Origin of the sequence: Collinsella sp. AM09-41, assembly GCF_003473245.1 — a bacterium.
Classification (GTDB): domain Bacteria; phylum Actinomycetota; class Coriobacteriia; order Coriobacteriales; family Coriobacteriaceae; genus Collinsella.
Map to the genome: position 1 here is coordinate 448,844 of NZ_QRMJ01000001.1, position 23,093 is coordinate 471,936.

Consider the following 23,093-nt stretch of genomic DNA (forward strand, 5'->3'; position numbering starts at 1 on the left):
CCTGACTTCCAGGTCAACAAACCTTGTCTGACACCTCGCCTAACGCGGTGTAGAGTAAAGACGGCAGACGCAAGAAGCGGCTCAGAAGCTAAACGAGGTAAGCATGGAACTCGACAAACAACAGATCAAGCGGCTGCGCGAGCGTCATCATCGTCGTCACGGTATACGCCCTGCACACAGCGAGGCCATGGAGAATGCTACCCGTTTCCTTAAGCAGGCGTTCAACATTCGCGAGGGACGCGCGCCCTATCACGTGATTCGCAAGCGCTTTGTAAACGGGGCGCGCCTGACTGGCTCGCACTTATGCATCCTGATCATTGCCATGTTGATCGCGAGCATCGGCCTCGATATCGACTCGGACATTGCCATCGTGGGCGCCATGCTCATCTGTCCGCTCATGGGCTCGGTCCTTGCCATGGCATACGGCATCGCCACGCTCGACCGCGAGATTGCCGTCGAGGCAATTGCCGGCCTCGCGCTGCAGATGGTCTTTTGTCTAATCACGTCCACGCTGTACTTTAAGCTCTCGCCCCTTGGCACCACCACGGCCGCCATCATCGACAACTCGACACCGACTGTGTGGGACCTTGCCGTCGCGCTCGCGGGCGGCTTTGCGGGCGGACTGGGCAACTCGCGCGACCAGGAACCCGCCACGCTCATCGCCGGCGTGGCCGTGGCGACCGCGCTCATGCCGCCCCTGTGCGCGGCGGGCTATGGCATCGCCATCGCGAGCGGGTCGCTGTTTCTTTCAGCCCTCTACGAGTTTGGCATCAACGTGGTCTTTATCGCACTGGCTGCCGAAGCCGTGCTGCTTCTTTTGCGCGTGCCGCTCAAGCGTGACCTCAACGGCGACGGCATTGTGACCGCCGAGGAAAACGCCGAGGTCGATGAGCTGTCACACAAGGTGCGCCGCCGCATCATCGTGGGCACGGTGATCTTTGCCATCCCCTGCATCGTTATGACGGCGGGGTCTATTGGCTCGGCGCAGGCCGGCGTGCAGGACGGTTACGGCGTCACCGAAACCACGCGCGAGCTTGCCGCGGTGCTGCCGGGCTTTAAGGATTACAACGTTGCCGTCGAGACCTCGGCCACCGAAGGCGAGGAGGAGGGCCTTGTCGAGCGCGAGGTTGTCGCCCATGTGACGACAAGCGAGGCGCTTGGGGCACACGACCGCCGTGTAGCCCGCAAGCTCATCGACCTCAATGTGCCCGAGCTCGATCGCGTGGAGTTTGATGTGCAGTAATACGCGACGTGGGATGGATGCGCGCAGCCGCGAGTCACGACATGGCGCAGACGTGACGCGGGCCACGAGCAAATAGCGGGGCGCGGTCCATGGCCGCGCCCCGCTCGCTGATTTATTGCCGTGAATCAACTGTCCACATCGACATCGCCTGACTCCACCATAAACGCCGGATCGGTGCTCACCAGATAAAAACGGGTCACCTTGGTATCTCTAAATAGGTAGAGCAAGCCCTGATCGCGTCGGCGCGAAATATACGCCACGTGGACCGTACCGAATTCTTCGCCGTTTTCCTTCTTTAATATCAGGATGTTGGGGTCATCCGTACGCTTAAACTGCCCGTCTGTGCAGATTCCGTCTTGGTCGACCAGCTGCCATCGACAGTTGTCCTCCTCAAGAAAAGCCAGGGTTTCCCGACTTGTTTCGTCATCCCGATAGTAACCGTCAATGGCAAAGCCTTCGGAAGCACATTCCTGCATATAGGATGTTTCTCGACTTATAGCGAACTGCCCTATAGCGCCCAGGAGCACAGCTAGGCAAACCACTGCAAGGGTTATCGAGATAGTACGGCGGCCCATATTAACCAGCCCGATACTTGTTTAACGGAGCACGAAACATACTTGGTACCTCCGATATCATGGCGAATGTCACCTACGGCCTGCCGGCAATCATATGTTTACAACATCAAACCATATGGCAACCACTCGCGAGAGGAGTATCGGCGAACGGTGCATTTTTGCGTTCTATTGGCCAAACGTCAACGCGCGCTACGGCTCTTGCTCGACCTATTCAGATCTTGTCGCATACTACCGTAGATCCCCAACGCTTCCGCCCCCAAGAGATCATTTTTAGTACGTAAAGAAGCCCTCGCCCGAGCTTTCGCCCAGCTTACCTTCGTCGAGCATCTTCTTGAGGACGGACGCCATAGCCTTAAAGTTGTAGGGCATCATCATCTTCTTGAGCAGCGGGCTCACCAAGCCCGGCACCTTCTGATACTGCATGACGATGTTGTAGGCCGTCTGGATACCCACCGTGTCGAATACGCGGAACGGGCCCTTGGGAGCGCCGGTGCCACGCGTCCATGCGAGGTCAATGCTCTTGGGGTCGCTCACGCCCGAAACGTACAGGTCAAGACCCGAAAGCAACCACGGTACCAGCATGGAGTTGAGCAGGTAGCCGTTCTTTTCCTTGTTGACGGGCAGGGCAAGCATGCGGATGTCGTTGGCGAAGTCGACGAGCTCGTCGAAGTAGCGCTTGTCGGTTTGGTCCTGTGCCATGACCTCGGTCATGTTGTTCTTCCAGATAGAGTTGGCAAAGTGCAGCGACAGGTACTTCTCGGGACGGCCGGTGTACTTGGCAAAGGTGCTCGGCAGCAGCGTGGATGAGTTGGTCACGATGACGGTCTTTTGCGGCAGAACCGGGGCGAGCTTCTTGTAGAAGTCGATCTTTGCCTGGGTGTCCTCGGCCATAGACTCGATGACCAGGTCGGCGTCGGCCACGGCCTTGGCAAGATCGAGCTCCAGCTTGAGTGTGGAGTAGGCACGCTCGACGGCGGCGAGCGCCGCTTCCTTGTCGAAGGGCTGGGTGCCATCGGCGATACCGGCGCACCACTCGCCCGTACCGTCCGCCATGCCCTCGATTGCCGCGATGTACTCCTTGCGCACGCGATCGATCTTGGGCTGGGTGCGGCCGATGCTGCCCTCGCTGCGCAGCCAAATCGTTACATCAAAGCCGCAGTAGGCAGCCTGAAAGGCAATCTGGCTTCCCAACACGCCGCCGCCGGCAACACAAACGGTCTTGTAGCTCATGGAACGGTCCTCTCTTACGTAATTCCATAGATGTGTATTTATTCAACCGTAAGGATGACGCACGCTGGGGGTGGGTTCTATAAACGGGCGGTATTTCGCGGCAAACGGCTACATATGTTCATTATCTCAGGGTTCCGAGGACAGTTTTTGGTGCCACCGAGACGTCGTTTTTGGAAGTATGCGGCAAATTCCGGAACTCTTGAGCACATCCTGGTTTTTCGCCAATAAAACCGCAGGTACAGAGCTTGGACATATCCGGTGTGCTCGGCCTATTCAGATTTTGCCGCATACTTCCGAAATCTAAGTTCGCAAAGGGTGATAGTTGGGGCATTTACGCAACATATGTCCAGCAAAAACGGGTGGTAGTCGATACGCTACCGCCCGTTTGTCTCATATCTAGCCCATAGCAGGCCAGTTACTTCTTAATGCCGCGTCCCAGACGCTCGGCGACCGACGCAACGGCTTCCTCGCTGGCCGGTCCGCAGCTCGCGCAGCCGTCGTGGGCACGCATCTGGCCAGTGACCTCGTCCATCGCGAGCGGCGCCACCTTCTCGAGCTTAAAGCCCTTACCGGCGCGCATGTTCTCCTTGGCCACGCTGATCATGAGTTTAATGCGGTTGAGCTGGTTGACCTCGGACGCACCGGGATCGTAGTCCACAGCGACGATGTTGCTCTCGGGATGCTGGCGGCGCAGCTCCTTGATCACGGCCTTGCCCACCACGTGGTTGGGCAGGCACGCAAAGGGCTGCGTGCAGATGATGTTGGGCGCACCATGGTCGATCAGGTCGAGCATCTCGGCCGTGAGCAACCAGCCCTCGCCCATGTTGTTGCACACCGAAAGCACCGTGCGGGCCTTGTCGGCCATGGCACCGATGCGCTCGGGCGCCTCAAAGCGACGGGACTTCTCGAGCATCTCTTCCACCGGCGTACGCATCCAGTCCACGAGCTTGATGAGCGCTTGCATGCCCGCACGCGTCGTGGCGGAGCTGCCCAGCTCGTCCTTCTGCAGTTCGGCGTTACTCATGGAGTAGAGGAAGAAGTCGAGCAGGCCCGGCACCACAGCCTCGCAACCCTCGCGCTCGATGACGTCGACCACGTGGTTGTTGGCCGTGGGATGGAACTTGACCAAGATCTCGCCGACCACGCCCACGCGCGGCTTGGTGCCCTCGCCCACAAGCGGCATGGTATCGAACGCGCGGATGGCCTCGCGGCACAGCTTGGTGTAGTTATGCCTGTTGAACTTGGGCGCCAGCTTGCGGGCGCGCGCCATGTACTCCTCGTAGAGTGCGTTCGCCGCACCGGGCGTTGCCTCGTACGGGCGGCAACGATAGAGCATCTGCATCATCACGTCGCCAAAGAGCACCGCGTAGACTGCCTGCTTAAGCAGCGCCGGCGTAATCTTAAAGCCGGGGTTGTCCTCGCCCAGCGCCACGGCCGAAAGCGAGATCACCGGAATCTCGGGGTGGCCGCTCTCGCGCAGGGCCTTGCGGATAAGCGCGATGTAGTTGGTGGCACGGCAGCCACCGCCGGTCTGGCTGATGACCACGGCTGTCTTGGACAGGTCGTACCGACCGCTCTCGATGGCCTCCATGATCTGACCCGTCACCAGGATCGACGGATAGCAGATGTCGTTGTTCACATAGCGCAGACCGGCCTCGACGGCATCGTGGTCAGTCGAGGGCAGCAGCTCCAGGTTGTAGCCGGCACCGCGGAACACCTCTTTGACCAGGTCAAAGTGGATCGGCGCCATCTGCGGGCACAGGATGGTGTAACCCTCCTCGCGCATCTGCTCGGTAAAGGGCACCTTGGGCCATGCGGTCGAGGCGCTCTCACGCTGCGCCTCGAACGTGTACTTGCGGCTCGCGAATGCGGGAGCATCCATGGAGGGTGCCACCGGCGCGGCGTCGCCCTGCTCGTAGGCCTCGCCCGCTGCCGTAGCCTCGGCCAAGCGCTCGGCCTCCTGGTCCTTAAGCGCGGCCATGAGCGAGCGGATGCGGATGCGCGCGGCACCTAGGTTGGATACCTCATCGATCTTGAGCACGGTGTAGATCTTGCCGCTGGCCTCCAGAATCTCCTGCACCTGGTCGGTGGTCAGAGCATCCAGACCGCAGCCGAAGGAGTTGAGCTGGATCAAGTCCAGGTCGTTGCGCATCGTCACAAAGCGGGCGACGGCATACAAGCGGCTGTGGTACATCCACTGATCGACGACGCGGATGGGCCGCTCGGGCTTCACGAGATGCGCGAGCGAATCCTCGGTAAAGACCGCAAAGCCAAAGCTCGAGATAAGCTCGGGCAGGGCGTGGTTGATCTCGGGATCGTTGTGGTAGGGACGACCGGCGAGCACAATGCCGTGGCCACCGTGGTCCTCGACCCACTTAAGAGCCTCCTCGCCCATGGTCTGGATGTCCTCGTGGAAACGCGCATCGGCCTCAAAGGCAGCGTTGACAGCGGCATCGACCTCGGAGCGCGTGATCTTGGGACCGCGTACGCGACCCCGACCGGCTTGCGAATCGGCCACACGGTCGACGGCGAGCACCTGGTACAGGCGGCGCTTGAGCTCGGTCTTATCGTGATAGGGCACAAACGGGTACAGGAACTCGATGTTCTGCTCACGAATCTCGTCGACGTTGAGCGCCAGCGCCGTGGGGTAGCTCATGACGATGGGGCAGTTGTAACAGTTGCCGGCCGTCGGATCCTCCTTGCGCTCCCAGCGCACGCACGGCATCCAGATGAAGTCGACGTCACGGTCGATGAGATTCATCACGTGGCCGTGGCTCATCTTGGCCGGATAGCACACGCTCTCGGACGGCATGGACTCGATGCCCGCCTGGTAGGTCTTCTTGCTCGACTGGTCGGACAGCTGCACGCTAAAGCCCAGGCGCGTAAAGAACGCGTGCCAGAAGGGGTAGTTCTCGTACATGTTGAGTGCGCGCGGGATACCCACGGTGCCGCGCGGGGCCTCGTCGGGGCTCAGCACCTCGCGGTTAAACAGCAGCTCGTTTTTCTTTTTGAAGAGGTTGGGGGCTTCGGTCTTTTGCTTTTTGTGGCCGGCACCCTTCTCGCAGCGGTTACCGGTAATGAAGCGCCTGCCGCCGCCAAAGTCGTTGACGGTGAGCTGGCAGTTGTTGGAGCAACGGCCGCAGCGGACATGCTTTTGCGTCACGGTGAGGTGCGCGATGTCCTCGGCAGAAAGAATGGTCGAAATGCCATCGGCGCCGGCGCGATCGCGGGCGAGCAGGGCCGCACCGTAGGCGCCCATGCAGCCGGCGATGTCGGGGCGCACGGCGTGAACGCCGGTGAGCTGCTCAAACGCACGCAGCGTGGCATCGGACATAAAGGTGCCGCCCTGGACGATCACCTGACTGCCGATCTCCTTGGGGTCGCGCAGCTTAATGACCTTGAACAGGGCATTCTTGATGACGGAATAGGACAGGCCGGCCGCGATGTCACCCACCGTGGCGCCTTCCTTTTGCGCCTGCTTGACGCGCGAGTTCATAAAGACCGTGCAGCGGCTGCCCAGGTCGACGGGGGCCTTGGCATGGATGGCGGCGTCGGCGAACGCGCGCACGTCCATGTTCATGGAGACAGCGAAACTCTCGATAAAGCTGCCGCAGCCCGACGAGCAGGCCTCGTTGAGCATGATGTGCTCGATGACACCGTCCTTGACGCGCAGGCACTTCATGTCCTGGCCGCCGATGTCCAGGATAAACTCGACGCCGGGCAGGAATGCCTTGGCGCCGCGCAGGTGCGCAACGGTCTCGATCTCGCCGGAATCGGCCTTGAGGGCCTCGATGAGCAGCGCCTCGCCGTAGCCCGTGGTAGTCACGTGGCCGATGGTGCAGCCGGCAGGGATGTGGTTGTAGAAATCGGCCATGATGACCTTGGCCGTGCCTAGGATGTCGCCGTTGTTGTTGCCGTACCAGGTGTGCAGCAGCTGACCGTCCTCGCCCACGAGTGCGGCCTTCATGGTGGTGGAACCGGCGTCGATGCCAATGAACACGCGGCCGGTGTAGCCGTCGAGCTTGCCCTTGGGGACGACTTCCTGGTCGTGGCGGGTTTTGAACTCAGCAAAGTCCTCGTCGGTGGCAAAGAGCGGATCCAGGCGCTCGACCTCGGCACCCTGCGTGTCGCCTAAGCTGTCGATAGCCTCGATGAGCTGCGGGAACGTGCTGAGCTTGTTGGACTCGTGCGCCATGGCGGCGCCGCTCGCCACAAACAGGTGGGCGTTTTGGGGCACGATACGATGCTCCTCGTCCAGGTTGAGCGTGAGGTAGAAGCGGTGGCGCAGCTCGGAGAGATACCGCAGCGGGCCGCCCAGGAAGGCGACGTTGCCGCGAATGGGACGGCCGCACGCCAGGCCCGAGATGGTCTGGGTCACAACGGCCTGGAAGATGGAGGCGGCCACGTCTTCGGGGCGGGCGCCCTCGTTGAGGAGCGGCTGCACATCGGTCTTGGCAAAGACGCCGCAACGGCTAGCGATGGGATAGATGGTGGTGGCGTTGGCCGCGAGCTCGTTGAGGCCGCTCGCGTCGGTGTGCAGCAGGGTTGCCATCTGGTCGATGAACGCGCCCGTACCGCCGGCGCAGGTGCCGTTCATGCGCTGCTCGATGCCGTTGTCAAAGTAGATGATCTTGGCGTCCTCGCCGCCCAGCTCGATGGCGACATCGGTGGCCGGAATGAGGGTCTCGACGGCACGCTTGCTGGCGATGACCTCCTGGACAAACTCCAGGTCGAGCCACTGGGACAGCAGCAGGCCGCCCGAGCCGGTAATGGCGCAGGTCATCTGGGCCGTCGGCAGCACGGTCGCAGCACCCTCGAACAGGTCGCGGGCGCAAGCGCGGACGTCGGTGTGGTGACGCTGGTACTTGGCGTAGACAATCTGGTTGTCGTCGTTGAGCACAGCGAGCTTAACGGTGGTGGAGCCCACGTCGATGCCCAGGTGCAGGTTGCCGCGGGCGGCCTCGGGGTTGAAGATCGCGCCTTCGGGGGCGTGGACAGCGGTAGCGGCTACGGGATCTGCAGCGTTGGCCGCGGTTGCGTCAGTCGTTGCGCCGGCAACGAATGCCTCCCCCGCCGCGCTCTTAGCCTCGGCGACTTTCTCAGTGACTATCTCGGCAGCAGCGGTCGCCGCCTTCTGCGCGGCATCCGCCACGGCGGGCGCGGCCTCACGCGCGGCAGCGACCATACGGTCCTTAATGCCCTCGACGAGTTTGCTCATCTGTCTCTCCTCTTAGTTATGGGACTCAACGGACACGGCGGTGTCGACCGCGTCTTCGAGCTGCAAGTTCAATAGCTTCATGCCGTATTCCGGCACGTTGATATCGATGGGTTGGCCATACAAGTCGCCGGGACGCACAAAGGCGATAACCGTCATAATGCGTGCCATGGCCTCGGGCGATTCGGTGAGCCCACGCTCAAACCAGCGCTGAATCATGCCGACCTCGGCACTCACAACGTAGGTGACGTAGTAGTCAAAGAACGTACCCAGCGCTAGGCCCAAAATGCCCGTCTGCGCACGCGGCACCACAGCCTCACGCGCGGTGTCGATAATCCTTTTAATAAAGGCCTGGTCGCCGCCCGGACCCAGCAGCGCACCGATTAAGTCGCGGTTGGCCGCAAGATAACGCAGCAGATCAACCGAACCGGGCGCCGGCTCGAGCTCATCGATGTTGTGGTAGAGATCGGGCAGCTGAGCTGCGGTGATGAGCTCAATGCGCTCACGGATCTCGGCCAGCAAGCCGTCCTCGATTTGATTGATAAAGTCGGGGATATCGCGGTAATGCGAATAGAACGTGCGGCGCGTAAGGCCAGCGCGCTCGGTGAGCGACGCGACATTAATGCGCGAAAGGTCGCCGCTTTCGGCAAGCTCGCTGGCAAGTGCCTGGCGAAGGGCACGCTGCGAGCGAAGGGACCGGCGGTCGCATTTCTCGAGCTGGGACAAGCGTCCTCCTTGTTACTCAGCCTGTGCGCTATTGCACAGTGCGAGTATTATTGCACACCGTGTGCATCAACACGTAAAGGCAATATTTGGGTTGTGGCAAAGGGACTGTCCCTTTGCCACATTCGGCGTCCTCCTAGGTTGCATCCATTTTTTGGAGTGGCATTGCCGATTGTCCAAAATGTCATTCGTGGGTAGAATGGTGTCGACGGCAGCCCAAGTTCTGCAAAGCTGGGCAGCGCCGTTGCGTGGATTAAGGGGTCAACGCCTTAGCGGCGGCGACCCCTTTTACGTTGTTTCGAACGCTGCTTGAGTGCCTCGGAAAGTCCGATAAGCGTCGTGAGGAGCGAGGCCAAAACGGTCAGGAGCCTCACGAAATCAATCAAATCGGTCATGGGCATCACTTCCCATCAGATGGAGGGCGCTGCCCGGCACATGGAACTGCCGCCAACAGCAACAATTCTATCAAAGCGCAGTTAAATATGCGAATATATGTTCGTGTTTAAAGAAGCTAGTCCCCACTGTGACAAAGGGACAGTCCCTTTGTCACATTATTCAATGATGGTGCGGGAGCTCTGCTTATGCATGGTGGCGAGCATGTGTTTGGGGACGGCGTGGACCATGCAGCTGCCGATAGTTGCGCTCGCAGCAGCCTTAGCTGCATCGCTAGCGTTTTTGGTCGCATAGCTGTGGCGGAAACGCTTGAGCATGGCGATGTCGTTGCCGCCGTCGCCGTAGACCGCGACCTCATCCTCGGCAATGCCGTAGTAGCCCGCCAGCCAGGCCACACTCTCGCCCTTGTTGCACGCCACGTCCGTGATCTCGAACATCACCGGATCGAACGGCGCGTTGACCACGCGGTCCGATCGCTCGGCCAAATATGCCTTAAGGTCGCGCTCCAGCTCGGGCGAGGTCACGCGGCAGTTGATCTTGCACACATCGTGGCGCAGGATGTCACCGATCGACTGGTCGAAATACTGCTCCTCGTGGTACCCGCCACGTGCACGCATGCCACGCATCACGATGCGCTTGATAGGGCCGTCCTTCTTAAAACCCGCCTGGTGCATCTCGAACGAACCGCTCGAGAACATACCATCGGGCGTGGAACAGTCAAAACAGATATCCGGGAACTCCTTGAGCAGCTCCTCGGTAATCTGCGGGTCGATGGTCCAGGTCTTGAGCACCTCGCCATGGCTGTCGCGCACGATGGACCCATTGGAGCAGCAGGCGTCAAGCGCCAGGCCCGTAAAGCCATGCTCGCCGATCGGCAGCGTCGAGCGTCCGGTCGCGGGAACCACATGCAAGCCAGCCTCGGTTAGCTCGCGAATGGCACGGCGGATGGTCCCATCTGCCTCGTGCAGAGCGTTCAGCAGCGTTCCGTCTAAGTCACTCGCAAACATCTTGATCATGGGCATGCCTCTCCTTCGTCTGCACGATATTGTAGACGAAGGAGAGGCAGGCCCGAACAATGACATCCCGGCGCGGCGGGACAATGCTTCCGCTCATTCACGGTGCCCCAGCGCCTTAAGACAATCGCCACAAGCGACTTTTCAGCCGATAAAACAGCACCGTCGTCAATGTCAGCACCGCCAACATGCCTGCGAATACAATCGCCGGAGTCCATCGATCGTATGCGAGCCCGTAAACCAATTGGCCAATAGGCGCTGCACAGGAAAGCACCATGTAAACGACCGAAAGCACTTTTCCGCAGAGCTCAGTCGGCGCTACCCGCTGAACAAACGCGATGATTTCAACCGACGTAATGCTCGCCCACACCATGACCCATGCCGAACCAACCGCAAACACGGTGAACACGCATACATCTACGCCGAACAGCAGCGTAACAATAATCGGCGCGACTCCAAAACAGATCATCGCAACATATCGACATATGCCATTGAAAGAAAAACGATGCGGCCAAATGCCGACCAAGCCACTGCCGGTAAGACCACCCAGGCCCAGAGCAACCTCAACTATCCCAACGCAGGACGATTGCATGCCGAGATGCTTTGTAACAATAATGGGAGCGCCAATCGTTAGCCCAACCAACGCAAGGTTCAAAACTGCCGCAAGCAAAATCACAGCGACCAATGATGCATTTTGCAACAGATACCGAATCGACTCCCGAAAATCGTTTCGGCATGTCGTGCGAGTCGCGCCGTCTCTCATCGTTTCAGATGAGGCGTTTTGCTTGAGTGCGACCCCAAACAAGAGAGCTGAAATCGCAAACGCCACCGACGCGGTTGTGCAAAGAGCATCGATGCCAAAGCACCCATAGACTGCCGTCCCGACCACAGGACCCAAGATATTGCTCACCATGGTCATCTGCGAAACCAATGCAGTGGCCCGCTCAACCTTCTCTTCACCCGCCATACGCACCGTCTCAATTTGGAGCATTGGCTTTAGCAGCGATTGAACACCATATTGAACACAAAGTATCGCTACTACGACGACCGCAAGAGGCAACGAGCGCTTCATGGGGATAGACAGCAGTGATGCAGTCATCAGAGCAATGCCGAGGGACACGAAGACCTCGCGGTGTCTTCCCCGATCCGCTAAGATCCCACCAGCCGGAGTTGCGAGTACGCCGGGTATGAACGCCGTCGCCACGACGGCGCCATATAACGTTGACGATCCACTGCAATCGAACAAGTAAAGTGGATACGCAAAGCACAGCGCCGACAGCATCGAATACGTGCACAGCTGCGCAACCAGAAGTTCCGCGAGCCTGATTGACCGCACTGTTTTTGATTTCAACGAGACGCCGACGTCTCTCAGCCCAGCCATAAGCCCACCCCCTATACATACCACTAGTATGTATTTAATGACTTGAAAAGGGCAGCCGTGGCTACCCTCACAAATCAATTACATACCGTTGGTATCTATATTACCACCCGGCGCGGTCCCATACGTCCCAAATCTGCGCCGTTGTCTGAAGCACTTCATTACCCAAATCGAGCCCCACCGCGGCAGCCATCTGCGCCAAACATTGTGCGCGAGCGAGCATTCGCTCCTTGGGCTCGAGCGGACGGAACAATGGCAGCAGCCAAAGATTCGCCAACAACGATACGGCCTCCGCCGCTTCGCGCGGGCATTCGCACGCAATGGAGCCGTCGGCGATGCCCTCCTCGATCACTGGCAAGAGACAGCCATCGGCCGACTCGTCAAATGAGCCCTGGTACTGCATCGCCAGTAGGCGCGAGCTTTTTACCGGATCTGCTGCAGGATGCATGCGTGCCCATAGCTCAATTTGCGGAACAACGGACTCGGGAGCGTAAAGCCTTTTTAGCTTTTGGGCGCCGGTCATATTACCGACGCCAAGCATTGAGCGGCGGTGCTCAACAATCGGAGTCATCGCCCGATCAAACGCGGCGTTGAAAATCTCTTCTTTGCTCTTGAAGTGATGATAGACAGCGCCCTTAGTCATGCCGTCGAGACGGTCAACGATATCTTGAATACTCGTCCCCTCATAACCCTGTGCGCAGAATAGCTCCAGTGCCGCGTCGAGAATCTTCGCGACCGTCTCCTCGGGATATTTATTGCGACCCATAATCCGCCCATCCGCAACGCAAGTCTTGTGCCTCATTGCAGCATTTTAACGTTGCGGATGGCAGGCGGTCGATCCTACACCGCGGCAGGGCCGTGTTCGCCGGTACGGATGCGGATAACCTCCTCGACCGGCTCAACCCAGATCTTGCCGTCTCCAACGGCACCGGTGCGGGCGGCATTGCAGATGATGTCGACAATGCCGTCGACGTGCTCATCGGCGCAGATAAGGGTGAACTGCACCTTAGGGATCGTGTTGACAAGCAACTCGTTGCCGCGCACGTATTCCTTCCAGCCATGCTGTGAGCCGCAGCCCTGCACCTGGTTGATAGTCATACCGCGAACATCGGCAGCAAACAGCGCGTCTTTGAGAACCTCAAGCTTCTCAGCACGAACGATCGCCGTAATTTTCTTCATAGTGAATTCCTCTCAATAATCAACGTATCCCTTTACATGAGACGCGGGTTTCCCAGGTGCCGTAAACCAACCTCAGAGATCAAAAAAGTTCAACTGACTGGTCTTAGCAGGTTTCCCAAGTGCCGCAGATTGCCGTGAAAGAGGAGCGAAGCGTACTTAAGTACGTGAGCGACGATTGAACGGCAAGGTGCGGTGCTTGGGGAAGCTGCTAATCGAGTCCGGAGAATGAGGGGTATGCGCTCTCGCCGTGCTGACTCGCATCCAAGCCCAGTGCCTCATCGGCCTCGTCCACGCGCAGGCTGCCGCGGAACAGCGCCTTGACCACCGCGGCAATCACCAAGTCGAGCACCAGCACAATAGCGACCGTCACCACAATGCCCAGGATTTGCGAGATGAGCAGCGACATGTCACCCGTGTAGAACAGGCCGCCCTTACCGGTCCACGAAAGCTCCGGCACGCAGAACAGGCCCGTGAGCACGCCGCCCAAGATGCCGCCGATACCATGGCAGCCAAACGCGTCGAGCGCATCGTCGTAGCCGAACTTGGTCTTGAGATGGCTGATGGCCAGGTAGCAGACGGGCGATACGACCAGGCCCATGACCAGCGCTGCCCACGGTTCGACAAAGCCCGCGCCCGGCGTGACCACCACAAGGCCCGCAACCAAACCGGTGCTGGCACCCACCAGCGTGGGACGACCGGTGTGCACGCGCTCAACGGCGAGCCACGAGACCATGCCCGCCGCGCTGGCCGTCACGGTGTTGAGGATGGCAAGCGCCGCCACGGCGTCGGCCTTAAACTCGCTGCCGCCGTTAAAGCCAAACCAGCCAAACCAAAGCAGCCCGGCGCCCAGCGCCACAAACGGCACGTTATGCGGACGGTAGCTCACCATGCCAAAACCGCGACGACGGCCGAGCATTAAGCAGAGAATCAGGCCCGTCAGACCGGACGAAATGTGCACCACGTCACCGCCGGCAAAGTCGAGCGCGCCGATGATGTCGCCGATAAAGGAGCCCTCGCCGCCCCAGACCATGTGGGCAAGCGGCGCATAGACCACGAGCAGCCAAATGCCCAGGAAGGCCGTCATGGCGCCAAACTTAACGCGGCCGGCCAGGCTGCCCGTGACGATAGCGGCCGTGATCATGGCAAACGCCATCTGGAAGGCGATGTTGATGATCTGAGGGTAGACGGCACCGTCCGCAGCATTGCCCTCAGCCGCCTGCAGTACTTGGTTGAGCACCGGCAGGCACAGTAGCTGGTCAAGGCCTCCAATAAACGGGCTCGAGCCATCGCCGCCGTAGGCCAGCGACCAGCCGGCGACAATCCACAGCACACCGACCAGACCAATGGCTCCAAAGCACATAAGCATGGTGTTGATGACATTTTTGCGCCTGGACAGGCCACCATAGAAAAACGCCAGACCCGGTGTCATTAAAAACACGAGCATGGTGCAGATGAGCATAAACGTTGTCGATCCCGTATCGTACATTCGCTCTCCCTTGGTCGCATGAACGTTGTCGGCGCCCATAATGCGGCCGAGGGGCAACTGGTGTAGACCAGATACGGCGTTGTTAAACGCTGCGTTGTCGAATGGAAACGGTGCCGCAATCTTGGAAACGGCGCGGCAACGGACGCGAAACGAACGGGAAACGAGCACTTGCAAGGTGCCTCCGTGGCACCAGCCCCTAGCGCCGGAACAGTTCGCGGGCTCGGTCACGGAGATTGGTAGCTCGGATGACGCCCTCATAGCGGTTGATACGCAAGCGCGGGAAGGCATTGAAGAAGCGCAGGTCGCGACGGCTGAGCGACACGCTCGGCACCGGACGGCTCATGCGCTTGCCGGCAAGGCGGCGACTGAGCGACGGACGCGGCATGCTCGGCGCGGCATCGGCCACGCGGCGGGCGGCAAGCGCCAGGCCGCGAGCACCATCCGAGATAAATGTCGGCATCGAAGCCTTCTCGCGCAGGGCATCGAGCGCGGCGTCACCCAGCTCGGCCAGCCACGCGTTAACGGCACGGCTACGGATGTGCGTCTGTGCCACCGAGTCAATCGTAGAATCGGGAATACGTTCGAGCATTGAGTCCGAGGCATCGGCAAGCGACTCATTGATGCGGTCGGCTAAGTCGGCCCGGACGCGCTCCAGCTGATCAGACAGACGCCGCCAGCTCGCCAACGAGCACACCGTGTCGACCATCATCGCGACCGCGACGATAAAGGCGGACAGCCGCACAATCAGCACCGGCAGATGGCCAAGCAGCCCCAGCAATGCCGGTTCCACTACGCGGCAAATGCACAACGCACCCAAGCCAAACGCGCAGGCCCAGTACAGACAGATGCGTCCGTGCAAGTTAAACGGCAGGTGCGAGTAATCCCAAAAGCGAGCGCCCGTTGTTTTTTCCAACAGCACGCCTACGCTGTACTCAATCACGCTGCATACGAGCGCTGCAGCGACAAACTGGCTCGAGGCGTCTGGGATTCCACGCAGCAGCAACCAGCACGCAATGCCGCCCACACCATAGATAGGACAACACGGCCCCAGCAAAAAGCCGCTGTTGGCAAATCGCCCGTGATTGAGCATGGCGCATACTGTCGACTCCCATGCCCAGCCGCAAAACCCGTAAAAGGCAAACGAGAGCACCAGTGCCGAGAGTGGGCAGGTGGCAAGCGTCGCGCCGCCAAACGCCATATCAATCGCGGTCCCCACCGTCTACCCTCTCCTCTTTTCGCTCGAATCTTTGCTCGAGCCGTCACTCGAGCCCTCGTTCAAATCGTTCGCGCCGCCTTTGCGCGGCAGACGGCCGGCGACCGTCTCGCGCAGAGCACACCATTTATCGGCCAGGCACACAATCCATGCCTCGCGACACGTCGGTGGGACCGGTACCAGCGGAAACATATGCCGCACGATAATGTTCCGTTCGCGCGACGTCAGCTCAAAATCTTCCTCCGCACGCGCCAGGGCAAAAAACGGGTGGCGAAAGCCATGCAGTCGATGGCTCGGATCGGGATCGTGCCAATCGTAGAGAAAGTAATCGTGTAACAGGGCTCCGCGCAGCAGCGAGGCGCGGTCGACCGAAATGCCAGCACGGCCCAGGCGCTCGGCAAAGGACAGGCTTGCCCGCGCGACCGAGGTCACATGCGCATACACTGTCACGTCACCATGCTGGATAAACTCGCGCGTCAGGCCCAAGCGGCCCGCCTGTGCCAGTTGACGGGCAGCATGGTCTACTTCGCGCGCGATTTTCTCGGCACGAACGGTATCGGACATGCTGCCTCCTTCCAGCGGCCCACGGCGACAAGCCACGGCCTGTGCACAATCGATAAAAACATCATGGAACACATCAGTATGGCATCGGACAAAACGTTTTGCCCCGCCAGTTGGCGAATTACCGCGCCGCCGTCACATATCAAACGCCAAAATGTGCGAGACTGTCTTGTGCAATTGTGCCGGCCGAGGGAGCGCCGGCGCTCGATTCGCATGGAGTAACCCACAACGATGCTGCTTACGCAAACGACAACGCCCGAGGACGTCAAGGCTCTTAATCGCGCCGAGCTCCCGCAGCTCTGCGGCGAGATTCGCCACGCCATCCTCGAAAGCTCCGCCGCCGTCGGCGGGCACGTTGCCCCCAACTTGGGCGTCGTTGAGCTTACGGTTGCGCTTCATCGCGTATTTAACTCCCCCATCGACAAGATTGTCTTTGACGTTTCGCACCAGACCTACGCCCACAAGGCGCTGACCGGGCGCGCGTACACTTATATCGATCCGGAGCGTTATGGTGAGGCTTCTGGCTTTGCCAATCCCGACGAGTCCGAGCACGACCTGTTCGCCATGGGCCATACCTCCACGTCGGTGAGCCTGGGCTGCGGCCTGGCGCACGCTCGTGACCTGGCGGGCGATACGTACAACGTCATCACCATCATTGGCGACGGCTCGCTTTCGGGCGGCCTGGCGTTTGAAGGCTTTAACAATGCCGCCGAACTCGATAGCAACCTGATCATCATCGTCAACGATAACGACCAGTCCATTGCCGAGAACCACGGTGGCTTGTATCGCAATCTGGCCGAGCTGCGCGCCAGCAACGGCACCTGTGAGCGCAACGTTTTCCGCGCGATGGGGCTCGACTACCGCTATCTGGACGCCGGCAACGATGTGTTGGCCCTGGTCGACACGCTGCAGGAGCTGCGCGATATCGATCATCCCATTGTGCTGCACGTCTCCACCGCCAAGGGCAAGGGCTTTGAGCCAGCCCAGAGTGACCCCGAGCGCTGGCATCACGTGGGTCCGTTTGACATGGCGACTGGGCGCAAGCTCTGCCCGGGCCATCCGAGCGAGCCTGCGCCGCGCACCTACGCCGACATTACGGGCGAGGCGCTCAGCGCCGCCATCGAGCGCGATCCGCAAGTCGTGGGCATCACGGCCGCCACGCCCTACATCATGGGCTTTACACCCGAGCTTCGCGCCGCCGCCGGCAAACAGTTCGTCGATGTGGGCATTGCCGAGGAGCACGCCGTGACCTTTGCCACCGCGCTTGCGCGCTCGGGTGCCAAGCCAGTCTTTGGTGTGTACGGCACGTTTTTGCAGCGCGCCTACGACGAGCTGTGGCACGACCTGTGCCTCAACGATGTCCCCGCAACCATCCTGGTGTTTGGCGCATCGATCTTTGGCACCACATCCGAGACGCATCTTTCGTTCTTTGATATTTCTATGCTGGGCGCTCTCCCCAATATGCGTTACCTGGCGCCTTCCTGCATGGAGGAATACCTATCCATGCTGAGCTGGTCGCTCGACCACCGCGAGCATCCCGTGGCAATCCGCGTACCGGGCATCGGCTTGGTAAGCCGCCCCGACCTGGCGCCCGCCGAAGACACCGACTACAGCGCCGTTCGCTACAACGTGGTGCGCCAGGGTCGCGACGTAGCAGTGCTCGCGCTCGGCGATTTCTTTGAGCTGGGCGAGCGCGTGGCAAACCGCTTGGCTGCCGAGTACGGTATCGAGGCCACGCTCGTCAACCCGCGCTTTGCAACCGAGCTTGACCGTGAGTTCCTCGACAGCCTTGTCGCCGAGCATCGCGTTGTCGTCACCCTCGAGGACGGCATCTTGGACGGTGGCTGGGGCGAGCGCGTGGCATGTTATCTGGCCTGCACGCCGCTGCGCACGCGCACCTTTGGCATCGCCAAGGGCTTCCCCGACCGCTACGACCCCAACGAGTTGCTCGCTCAGAACGGCATGACGGTCGAGAACATGGCCGCCGAAGCCGTAAGGCTACTCAACGAGTAAGAAAACCTCCGCAAGGGAAGCACCCCTGCGGAGGTTTTTGTTTTCACGACACGATTATCTCAATCTGTAACATCTAGGGCCCGAATTTCCGTCTACCTGTTACAGATTGAGATAAGACATCTTAGTCCCAGACCTTTGTCTCAATCTGTAACAGATAGGGACCTTTTGGCCGTCCAGATGTTACAGATTGAGACATTCGAATTCCCCTGAAGAGAAAATCTCGATCTGTAACAGTTACTCGGCAAAAACGGCTGCAGATGTTACAGATTGAGACAAAGCAGCGAGACAGGCCACCACATCTGCAAGAACCACCACAAAGGTGCCTGTCCCTTTTTGGTAGGTACAATAACCCATAAGGTAAGTATGTTTCTGAGTTATTTCGTGTTGACCCATTTGAGCGCGATAGGGTATAACTCTACTCAACCGCTAGGGATTTTATTGAGAAAGGTGTTCTACCATGAGCAAGAACCTCTCCCAGCAGGTCGTTCTCGACCGCCGCGGCTTCGTTGCCGCCACCTTCGCAACCGTCGCCGGCCTTGGTCTTGCCGGCTGCTCCGACACCAGCGCCGAGGCCGACAAGGGTTCCGCCGCCGGCTCTTCCAAGAGCTCCAATGATACCGAGGCTTCCACCACACTCGACGCTAAGGCATTCGACAAGCTCGTCAACGACGGCCCCAAGGCCGATGACGGCGCCATCGCCGCCAGCACCTGGGCTACGGCCGTCAAGGATGCCGGCGTCTTTACGATCGGTGGCGTCCAGACCTCCACGCTCTTCTCCCTCCTCAACGAGAAGGACGGTCAGACCCGCGGCTTCGACGCCGGTATCGCACAGCTCCTGTCCAACTACATTCTGGGCGAGAACAAGGTCGAGATCACCCAGGTGACCTCTGACACGCGTGAGTCCGTCCTGCAGAACGGCCAGGTCGACGCCGTCTTTGCCACCTACACCATCACTGACGAGCGCAAGAAGCTCGTCTCCTTTGCCGGTCCCTATTACTACACGCAGCAGGCCATCCTGGTACTCGCCGATAACGACGACATCAAGAGCGTCGACGACCTGGCCGACAAGAACGTCGCCGTCCAGTCCGGCTCCAACGGCCCCGCCATCCTGGAGGAGCTCGCTCCCAAGGCCAGCCAGCAGGAGTTCAAGACCGACGAGGAGGCCCGCCAGGCACTCCAGCAGGGTCGCGTTGACGCCTACGTCATCGACAACAACATGCAGCAGAGCGCCCTGGTCCGCGAGCCCGGCAAGTACAAGATTGCCGGCAAGCCCTTCGGCAGCAAGGAGCCCTACGGCATCGGCCTGCCGCTCGATTCCGACGGTGTCGCCTTTGTCAACGACTTCCTTAAGAAGATCGAGGACGACGGCACTTGGACCGAGCTGTGGCAGATCTGCATCGGCGACCGCACGGGCGACACCAACGTTCCCGAGCTGCCCGAGGTCGGCGCCTAAGCTCGCAAGCATGGCATCAGCCGCTGCGAAACCATACGGAAACGCACGGTGCGCTTTATTGCGCTAAACTGTTTCTTCACTGAGTTGTCGGGGCTTCCGTACACACGGGAGCCCCTTTCCTTATCGGCGGGAGGTCCGCATGAGTCTCTCCGAGCTCTGGTCGCTCTATGGCCAGAACTACATTGACGCGCTGCTCGCAACCTGGGGCATGACGCTTGAGTCGTTTGCCATCGCCATGGTGCTGGCCGTCGCCGTCACCGTGATGCGCGTGTCGCCGCTCAAGCCGCTGCGCGTCTTTGGCGACCTGTATGTCCAGGTCTTCCGTAACATCCCCGGCATCGCGCTGCTCATTATCGTCGTCTACGCGCTGCCGCCGCTCAAGGTCGTCCTGCCCTACCGCACCTGCGTCATCGTCGCCACAGTGCTCTTGGGTTCTGCCTTTGGCTCCGAGAACTTTATGAGCGGCATCAACACCGTCGGTGTCGGCCAGGTGGAAGCCGCCCGCTCGCTGGGCATGAGCTTCAACCGTATCCTCGCCAAGATCGTGATCCCGCAGGCGCTGCGTTCGAGCGTGCTGCCCATGACCAACCTCTTTATCGCCGTCATGCTCACCACCGCGCTCGGCAGTCAGGTGCCGCTTAAACCGCAGGAGCTCACCGGCGTGGTGAGCTACATCAACACGCGCTCGCTCGGCGGCGTCGCCGCGTTCTTTATCTCGGCGCTCGGCTACCTGGGCACGGCCTTTGTGGTGAGCCACATTGGCAACTATATCGATAAGAAGGTGAGGATCCTCCGATGAGCAAACATTCCTCCCCTGCACTTACCATGCGCGATGCGCTCTACGAGGCTCCCGGCCCCAAGATGCGCGCCAAGATTCGCATCGGCACCGCCATCTCGCTTGTCGCCGTCGCCGCGCTTGTCGTCCTCGTGCTGCAGCGCTTTTATGTGACCGGTCAGCTTTCAGTCCACTATTGGTATTTCTTTACGCACCTCACCACCTGGAAGTTCCTGCTTGCCGGCTTTGAGGGCACCGTTAAAGTCGCACTCACCGCCGGCGCCATCGCGCTGGTGCTGGGCTTAGCCCTTATGCTCGGCCGCACCAGCGACATCAAGCCGCTGCAGCTGGTCTGCCGCGTGCTCACCGATTTCTTCCGTGGCGTGCCGAGCCTGCTGTTCATCTACTTCTTCTTTTTGGTGCTGCCTCAGTACAAGATTTCACTGCCGTCGTTTTGGATGCTCACGCTTCCCGTCGCGCTCGCTGCAGCCGGCGTACTTGCCGAGATCTTCCGCGCCGGCGTCAACGCCGTGCCGCGCGGTCAGGTCGAGGCAGCCCAGGCGCTCGGTCTCTCCAAGGCCAAAATCACCTTTAAAATCGCGCTGCCGCAGGCGATTCGTTTTATCATTCCGTCGTTGATTTCGCAGCTCGTGGTCGTAGTCAAAGACACCACTGTCGCCTATGTAGTGAGCTACCCCGACCTTATGCAAAACGCCCGCGTGCTCATTACCAACTACGACGCGCTCGTGTCGGTCTACCTGGTTATCGCGGTCATCTACATCCTCATCAACGTCGCGATCAACAAGGCCGCCGTCTACGTCTCGCACAAGACCGGCGCGACCATCATTCGCTAACGCTTTACTATTTCGAGTCATAAGGAGCCGAGCACCATGGCACAGAGCACCTCTTCCACCGGCAATCAGCCGCTGATCGAGCTCAGACACGTCGATAAGCACTACGGCAATCTGCACGTCCTCAACGACATCAATCTCTCGGTCGACCGCGGCGAGGTCGTCGTCGTGATCGGCCCCTCGGGCTCGGGCAAGTCGACCATGTGCCGCACCATCAACCGCCTGGAAACCATCGACTCGGGCGAGATCCTCATCGAGGGCGAGCCCCTGCCGCAGGAAGGCAAGGATCTTGCCCGCATGCGCGCCGAGTTGGGCATGGTGTTTCAGCAGTTCAACCTGTTCGCGCATATGACGGTGCTGCAGAACGTCATGCTGGGACCGGTCGATGTGCTGGGCGTCTCCAAGGACGAGGCCCGCGAGCGCGCCATGGACCTGCTGAGCCGCGTAGGCGTGGCCGAGCAGGCCGACAAGGTTCCCGCACAGCTTTCGGGCGGCCAGCAGCAGCGCGTGGCCATCGCCCGTTCGCTCGCCATGCAGCCCAAGGCCATGCTCTTCGATGAGCCCACAAGTGCCCTCGATCCCGAAATGATCAACGAGGTGCTCGAGGTCATGGTGCGCTTGGCGCAGCAGGGCATGACGATGATCGTCATTACGCACGAGATGAACTTTGCCCGCCGCGTGGCCGACCGTGTCGTGTTTATGGCCGATGGCCAGATCGTGGAAACCGGCACGCCCGACGGGTTCTTCGACCACCCCCAGACCAAGCGCGCCCAGGACTTCCTCAACTCCATTAAGGGCCACTAACCCCATTGCCACGCGGGCAAATTCGTCAACAGCGTTTGTCCCGCGCCGCCTCTGCGCCATGTTCACCCGAATTCGAAAGCCACACCCATGATCGGAACCCGCACCTCATCGTCCTATACCCCGCACGTCGACGTTGCCCCCGCCGACCGTCCTCTCATCCTCGTCGCGCCGCGTTGGGAAGAGGCAAAGCCGTTTTTAAGCGAGATGCTCTCCCCCAACGAGGAAATCGCAAGCGTCTTTGTCGATGCCATCCTTGCCGCCGGTGGCCTGCCGCTGCATATGTCTATTACCGAAGACATCGATGTTATCCGTCATTACGTGGAAATCGCCGACGGCATTGCCATTCCTGGCGGCCCGGACGTCAACCCCAAACGCTGGGGCGACGAGCGTCCGTACGACCCCACGCTGTGCTGCGAGATTCGCGACCGTTTTGAGTTTAAGCTGGTTAACGAGGTGCTTCGCGCCAAGAAGCCGCTCTTTACCACCTGCCGAGGCACGCAGCTGCTCAATGTCGCCACCGGCGGCACCCTGTGCATGGACGTGCCGAGCCTGGGCGCGCGCGAGGGCCGCACGCAGTGGCGCCACACCCACGTGCTCAACGACCCCGTGCACCCTGTCGAGGTCATGCCGGGCTCGCTGCTGGAGCGCGCGGTTGGCGGGCACAGGCTGATCCAGACCAACTCGGCACACCATTGCTGTGTCGACCGCCTGGGCAAGAGCACACGCCTGGTCGCCAAGGCAACTGACGGCGTTCCCGAGTGCATCGAAGTCGAAGGCCAGCCGTTCTGCCTGGGCGTGCAATGGCACCCTGAGTATACGTGGAAGACGCTCGAGACCGACTTTAACCTGTGGAAGTCGTTTGTCGAGGCAGCGGCCAAGGTGAAGCAGGCTCGCTAGTTCGCGAGCCACACAACAGATAAGGGCGCCCCGCCGGCCACATGGTCCGGCGGGGCGCCCTTTTGCCTATACGCGGCAGACACACAGCCAA

At 60.2% G+C, this 23,093-nt stretch carries 19 protein-coding genes; 7 read left to right on the top strand and 12 right to left on the bottom strand.

Annotated elements, in window-relative coordinates:
- The first annotated feature begins 103 nt into the window (after positions 1–103).
- Positions 104–1,243 carry a DUF389 domain-containing protein gene (locus DW112_RS01985; RefSeq protein WP_118094717.1) on the top strand — a complete coding sequence of 380 codons (1,140 nt, stop codon included), beginning with the start codon at positions 104–106 and terminating at the stop codon, positions 1,241–1,243.
- A 125-nt stretch (positions 1,244–1,368) separates the two neighbouring features.
- Here the strand turns inward: DW112_RS01985 and DW112_RS01990 are convergent, their stop codons facing one another.
- The 12 genes from DW112_RS01990 to DW112_RS02040 all read right to left on the bottom strand — a co-directional run bounded on the left by DW112_RS01990 (position 1,369) and on the right by DW112_RS02040 (position 16,212).
- On the bottom strand, positions 1,369–1,719 hold the full coding sequence (locus tag DW112_RS01990; protein ID WP_118094718.1) for a hypothetical protein: 351 nt from the start codon (positions 1,717–1,719) through the stop codon (positions 1,369–1,371).
- Between the two features lie 369 nt (positions 1,720–2,088).
- On the bottom strand, positions 2,089–3,048 hold the full coding sequence (locus tag DW112_RS01995; protein WP_117756876.1) for a 3-hydroxyacyl-CoA dehydrogenase: 960 nt from the start codon (positions 3,046–3,048) through the stop codon (positions 2,089–2,091).
- A 415-nt stretch (positions 3,049–3,463) separates the two neighbouring features.
- Entirely contained in the window at positions 3,464–8,266 is a 4,803-nt protein-coding gene (locus tag DW112_RS02000) for a 2-hydroxyacyl-CoA dehydratase (RefSeq protein WP_118328225.1), read from the bottom strand.
- A gap of 12 nt (positions 8,267–8,278) precedes the next feature.
- Complete coding sequence (locus tag DW112_RS02005; RefSeq protein WP_117637647.1) at positions 8,279–8,989, bottom strand: TetR/AcrR family transcriptional regulator; 711 nt, start codon at positions 8,987–8,989, stop codon at positions 8,279–8,281.
- 266 nt (positions 8,990–9,255) lie between these two features.
- Positions 9,256–9,381: a hypothetical protein gene (locus DW112_RS10120; RefSeq protein WP_255413645.1), complete on the bottom strand. Its 126-nt coding sequence runs from the start codon at positions 9,379–9,381 to the stop codon at positions 9,256–9,258.
- A gap of 156 nt (positions 9,382–9,537) precedes the next feature.
- Positions 9,538–10,395 carry an HAD hydrolase family protein gene (locus DW112_RS02010; RefSeq protein WP_118328303.1) on the bottom strand — a complete coding sequence of 286 codons (858 nt, stop codon included), beginning with the start codon at positions 10,393–10,395 and terminating at the stop codon, positions 9,538–9,540.
- A 115-nt stretch (positions 10,396–10,510) separates the two neighbouring features.
- A complete protein-coding gene (locus DW112_RS02015; RefSeq protein ID WP_118328226.1) occupies positions 10,511–11,773 on the bottom strand; it encodes an MFS transporter in 1,263 nt (420 codons plus the stop codon).
- A gap of 100 nt (positions 11,774–11,873) precedes the next feature.
- The gene (locus DW112_RS02020) at positions 11,874–12,536 is read right to left on the bottom strand and encodes a TetR/AcrR family transcriptional regulator (protein WP_158571720.1); all 663 of its coding nucleotides are present in this window, start codon (positions 12,534–12,536) and stop codon (positions 11,874–11,876) included.
- A gap of 74 nt (positions 12,537–12,610) precedes the next feature.
- Entirely contained in the window at positions 12,611–12,949 is a 339-nt protein-coding gene (locus tag DW112_RS02025; RefSeq protein ID WP_118328228.1) for a P-II family nitrogen regulator, read from the bottom strand.
- A 208-nt stretch (positions 12,950–13,157) separates the two neighbouring features.
- Positions 13,158–14,435, bottom strand: a complete 1,278-nt coding sequence (locus DW112_RS02030; protein WP_118328304.1) for an ammonium transporter — start codon at positions 14,433–14,435, stop codon at positions 13,158–13,160.
- Positions 14,436–14,631: 196 nt separating this feature from the next.
- Positions 14,632–15,651, bottom strand: coding sequence for a putative ABC transporter permease (locus DW112_RS02035; protein ID WP_233545839.1), 1,020 nt, complete (start codon positions 15,649–15,651; stop codon positions 14,632–14,634).
- A 3-nt stretch (positions 15,652–15,654) separates the two neighbouring features.
- On the bottom strand, positions 15,655–16,212 hold the full coding sequence (locus DW112_RS02040; protein ID WP_118328230.1) for an HD domain-containing protein: 558 nt from the start codon (positions 16,210–16,212) through the stop codon (positions 15,655–15,657).
- A 228-nt stretch (positions 16,213–16,440) separates the two neighbouring features.
- Between DW112_RS02040 and DW112_RS02045 the strand changes: the two genes are divergently transcribed.
- The 6 genes from DW112_RS02045 to DW112_RS02070 all read left to right on the top strand — a co-directional run bounded on the left by DW112_RS02045 (position 16,441) and on the right by DW112_RS02070 (position 23,002).
- Entirely contained in the window at positions 16,441–18,222 is a 1,782-nt protein-coding gene (locus tag DW112_RS02045) for a 1-deoxy-D-xylulose-5-phosphate synthase (protein WP_118328231.1), read from the top strand.
- A 457-nt stretch (positions 18,223–18,679) separates the two neighbouring features.
- Positions 18,680–19,675: a glutamate ABC transporter substrate-binding protein gene (locus tag DW112_RS02050; protein ID WP_118328232.1), complete on the top strand. Its 996-nt coding sequence runs from the start codon at positions 18,680–18,682 to the stop codon at positions 19,673–19,675.
- A 139-nt stretch (positions 19,676–19,814) separates the two neighbouring features.
- Positions 19,815–20,474 (top strand): amino acid ABC transporter permease, encoded by a 660-nt coding sequence (locus tag DW112_RS02055; RefSeq protein ID WP_006234894.1) that lies wholly within the window; start codon positions 19,815–19,817, stop codon positions 20,472–20,474.
- Entirely contained in the window at positions 20,471–21,304 is an 834-nt protein-coding gene (locus tag DW112_RS02060; RefSeq protein ID WP_118328233.1) for an amino acid ABC transporter permease, read from the top strand. The genes DW112_RS02055 and DW112_RS02060 overlap by 4 nt, the downstream gene beginning before the upstream one ends.
- Before the next feature lie 36 nt (positions 21,305–21,340).
- Positions 21,341–22,105: an amino acid ABC transporter ATP-binding protein gene (locus tag DW112_RS02065; RefSeq protein ID WP_118328234.1), complete on the top strand. Its 765-nt coding sequence runs from the start codon at positions 21,341–21,343 to the stop codon at positions 22,103–22,105.
- 87 nt (positions 22,106–22,192) lie between these two features.
- Positions 22,193–23,002 (top strand): gamma-glutamyl-gamma-aminobutyrate hydrolase family protein, encoded by an 810-nt coding sequence (locus DW112_RS02070; RefSeq protein ID WP_118328235.1) that lies wholly within the window; start codon positions 22,193–22,195, stop codon positions 23,000–23,002.
- The last annotated feature ends 91 nt before the right edge of the window (positions 23,003–23,093 follow it).

Excerpts from the sequence above, each read along its gene's own strand:
- DW112_RS02045 (WP_118328231.1), top strand. The coding sequence starts at position 16,441 with ATGCTGCTTACGCAAACGACAACGCCCGAGGACGTCAAGGCTCTTAAT.
- DW112_RS02025 (WP_118328228.1), bottom strand. The coding sequence starts at position 12,949 with ATGAAGAAAATTACGGCGATCGTTCGTGCTGAGAAGCTTGAGGTTCTC.
- DW112_RS02020 (WP_158571720.1), bottom strand. The coding sequence starts at position 12,536 with ATGGGTCGCAATAAATATCCCGAGGAGACGGTCGCGAAGATTCTCGAC.
- DW112_RS01985 (WP_118094717.1), top strand. The coding sequence starts at position 104 with ATGGAACTCGACAAACAACAGATCAAGCGGCTGCGCGAGCGTCATCAT.
- DW112_RS02050 (WP_118328232.1), top strand. The coding sequence starts at position 18,680 with ATGAGCAAGAACCTCTCCCAGCAGGTCGTTCTCGACCGCCGCGGCTTC.
- DW112_RS10120 (WP_255413645.1), bottom strand. The coding sequence starts at position 9,381 with ATGACCGATTTGATTGATTTCGTGAGGCTCCTGACCGTTTTGGCCTCG.
- DW112_RS01995 (WP_117756876.1), bottom strand. The coding sequence starts at position 3,048 with ATGAGCTACAAGACCGTTTGTGTTGCCGGCGGCGGCGTGTTGGGAAGC.
- DW112_RS02055 (WP_006234894.1), top strand. The coding sequence starts at position 19,815 with ATGAGTCTCTCCGAGCTCTGGTCGCTCTATGGCCAGAACTACATTGAC.
- DW112_RS02000 (WP_118328225.1), bottom strand. The coding sequence starts at position 8,266 with ATGAGCAAACTCGTCGAGGGCATTAAGGACCGTATGGTCGCTGCCGCG.
- DW112_RS01990 (WP_118094718.1), bottom strand. The coding sequence starts at position 1,719 with ATGCAGGAATGTGCTTCCGAAGGCTTTGCCATTGACGGTTACTATCGG.
- DW112_RS02060 (WP_118328233.1), top strand. The coding sequence starts at position 20,471 with ATGAGCAAACATTCCTCCCCTGCACTTACCATGCGCGATGCGCTCTAC.
- DW112_RS02040 (WP_118328230.1), bottom strand. The coding sequence starts at position 16,212 with ATGTCCGATACCGTTCGTGCCGAGAAAATCGCGCGCGAAGTAGACCAT.
- DW112_RS02070 (WP_118328235.1), top strand. The coding sequence starts at position 22,193 with ATGATCGGAACCCGCACCTCATCGTCCTATACCCCGCACGTCGACGTT.
- DW112_RS02030 (WP_118328304.1), bottom strand. The coding sequence starts at position 14,435 with ATGTACGATACGGGATCGACAACGTTTATGCTCATCTGCACCATGCTC.
- DW112_RS02065 (WP_118328234.1), top strand. The coding sequence starts at position 21,341 with ATGGCACAGAGCACCTCTTCCACCGGCAATCAGCCGCTGATCGAGCTC.
- DW112_RS02010 (WP_118328303.1), bottom strand. The coding sequence starts at position 10,395 with ATGATCAAGATGTTTGCGAGTGACTTAGACGGAACGCTGCTGAACGCT.
- DW112_RS02015 (WP_118328226.1), bottom strand. The coding sequence starts at position 11,773 with ATGGCTGGGCTGAGAGACGTCGGCGTCTCGTTGAAATCAAAAACAGTG.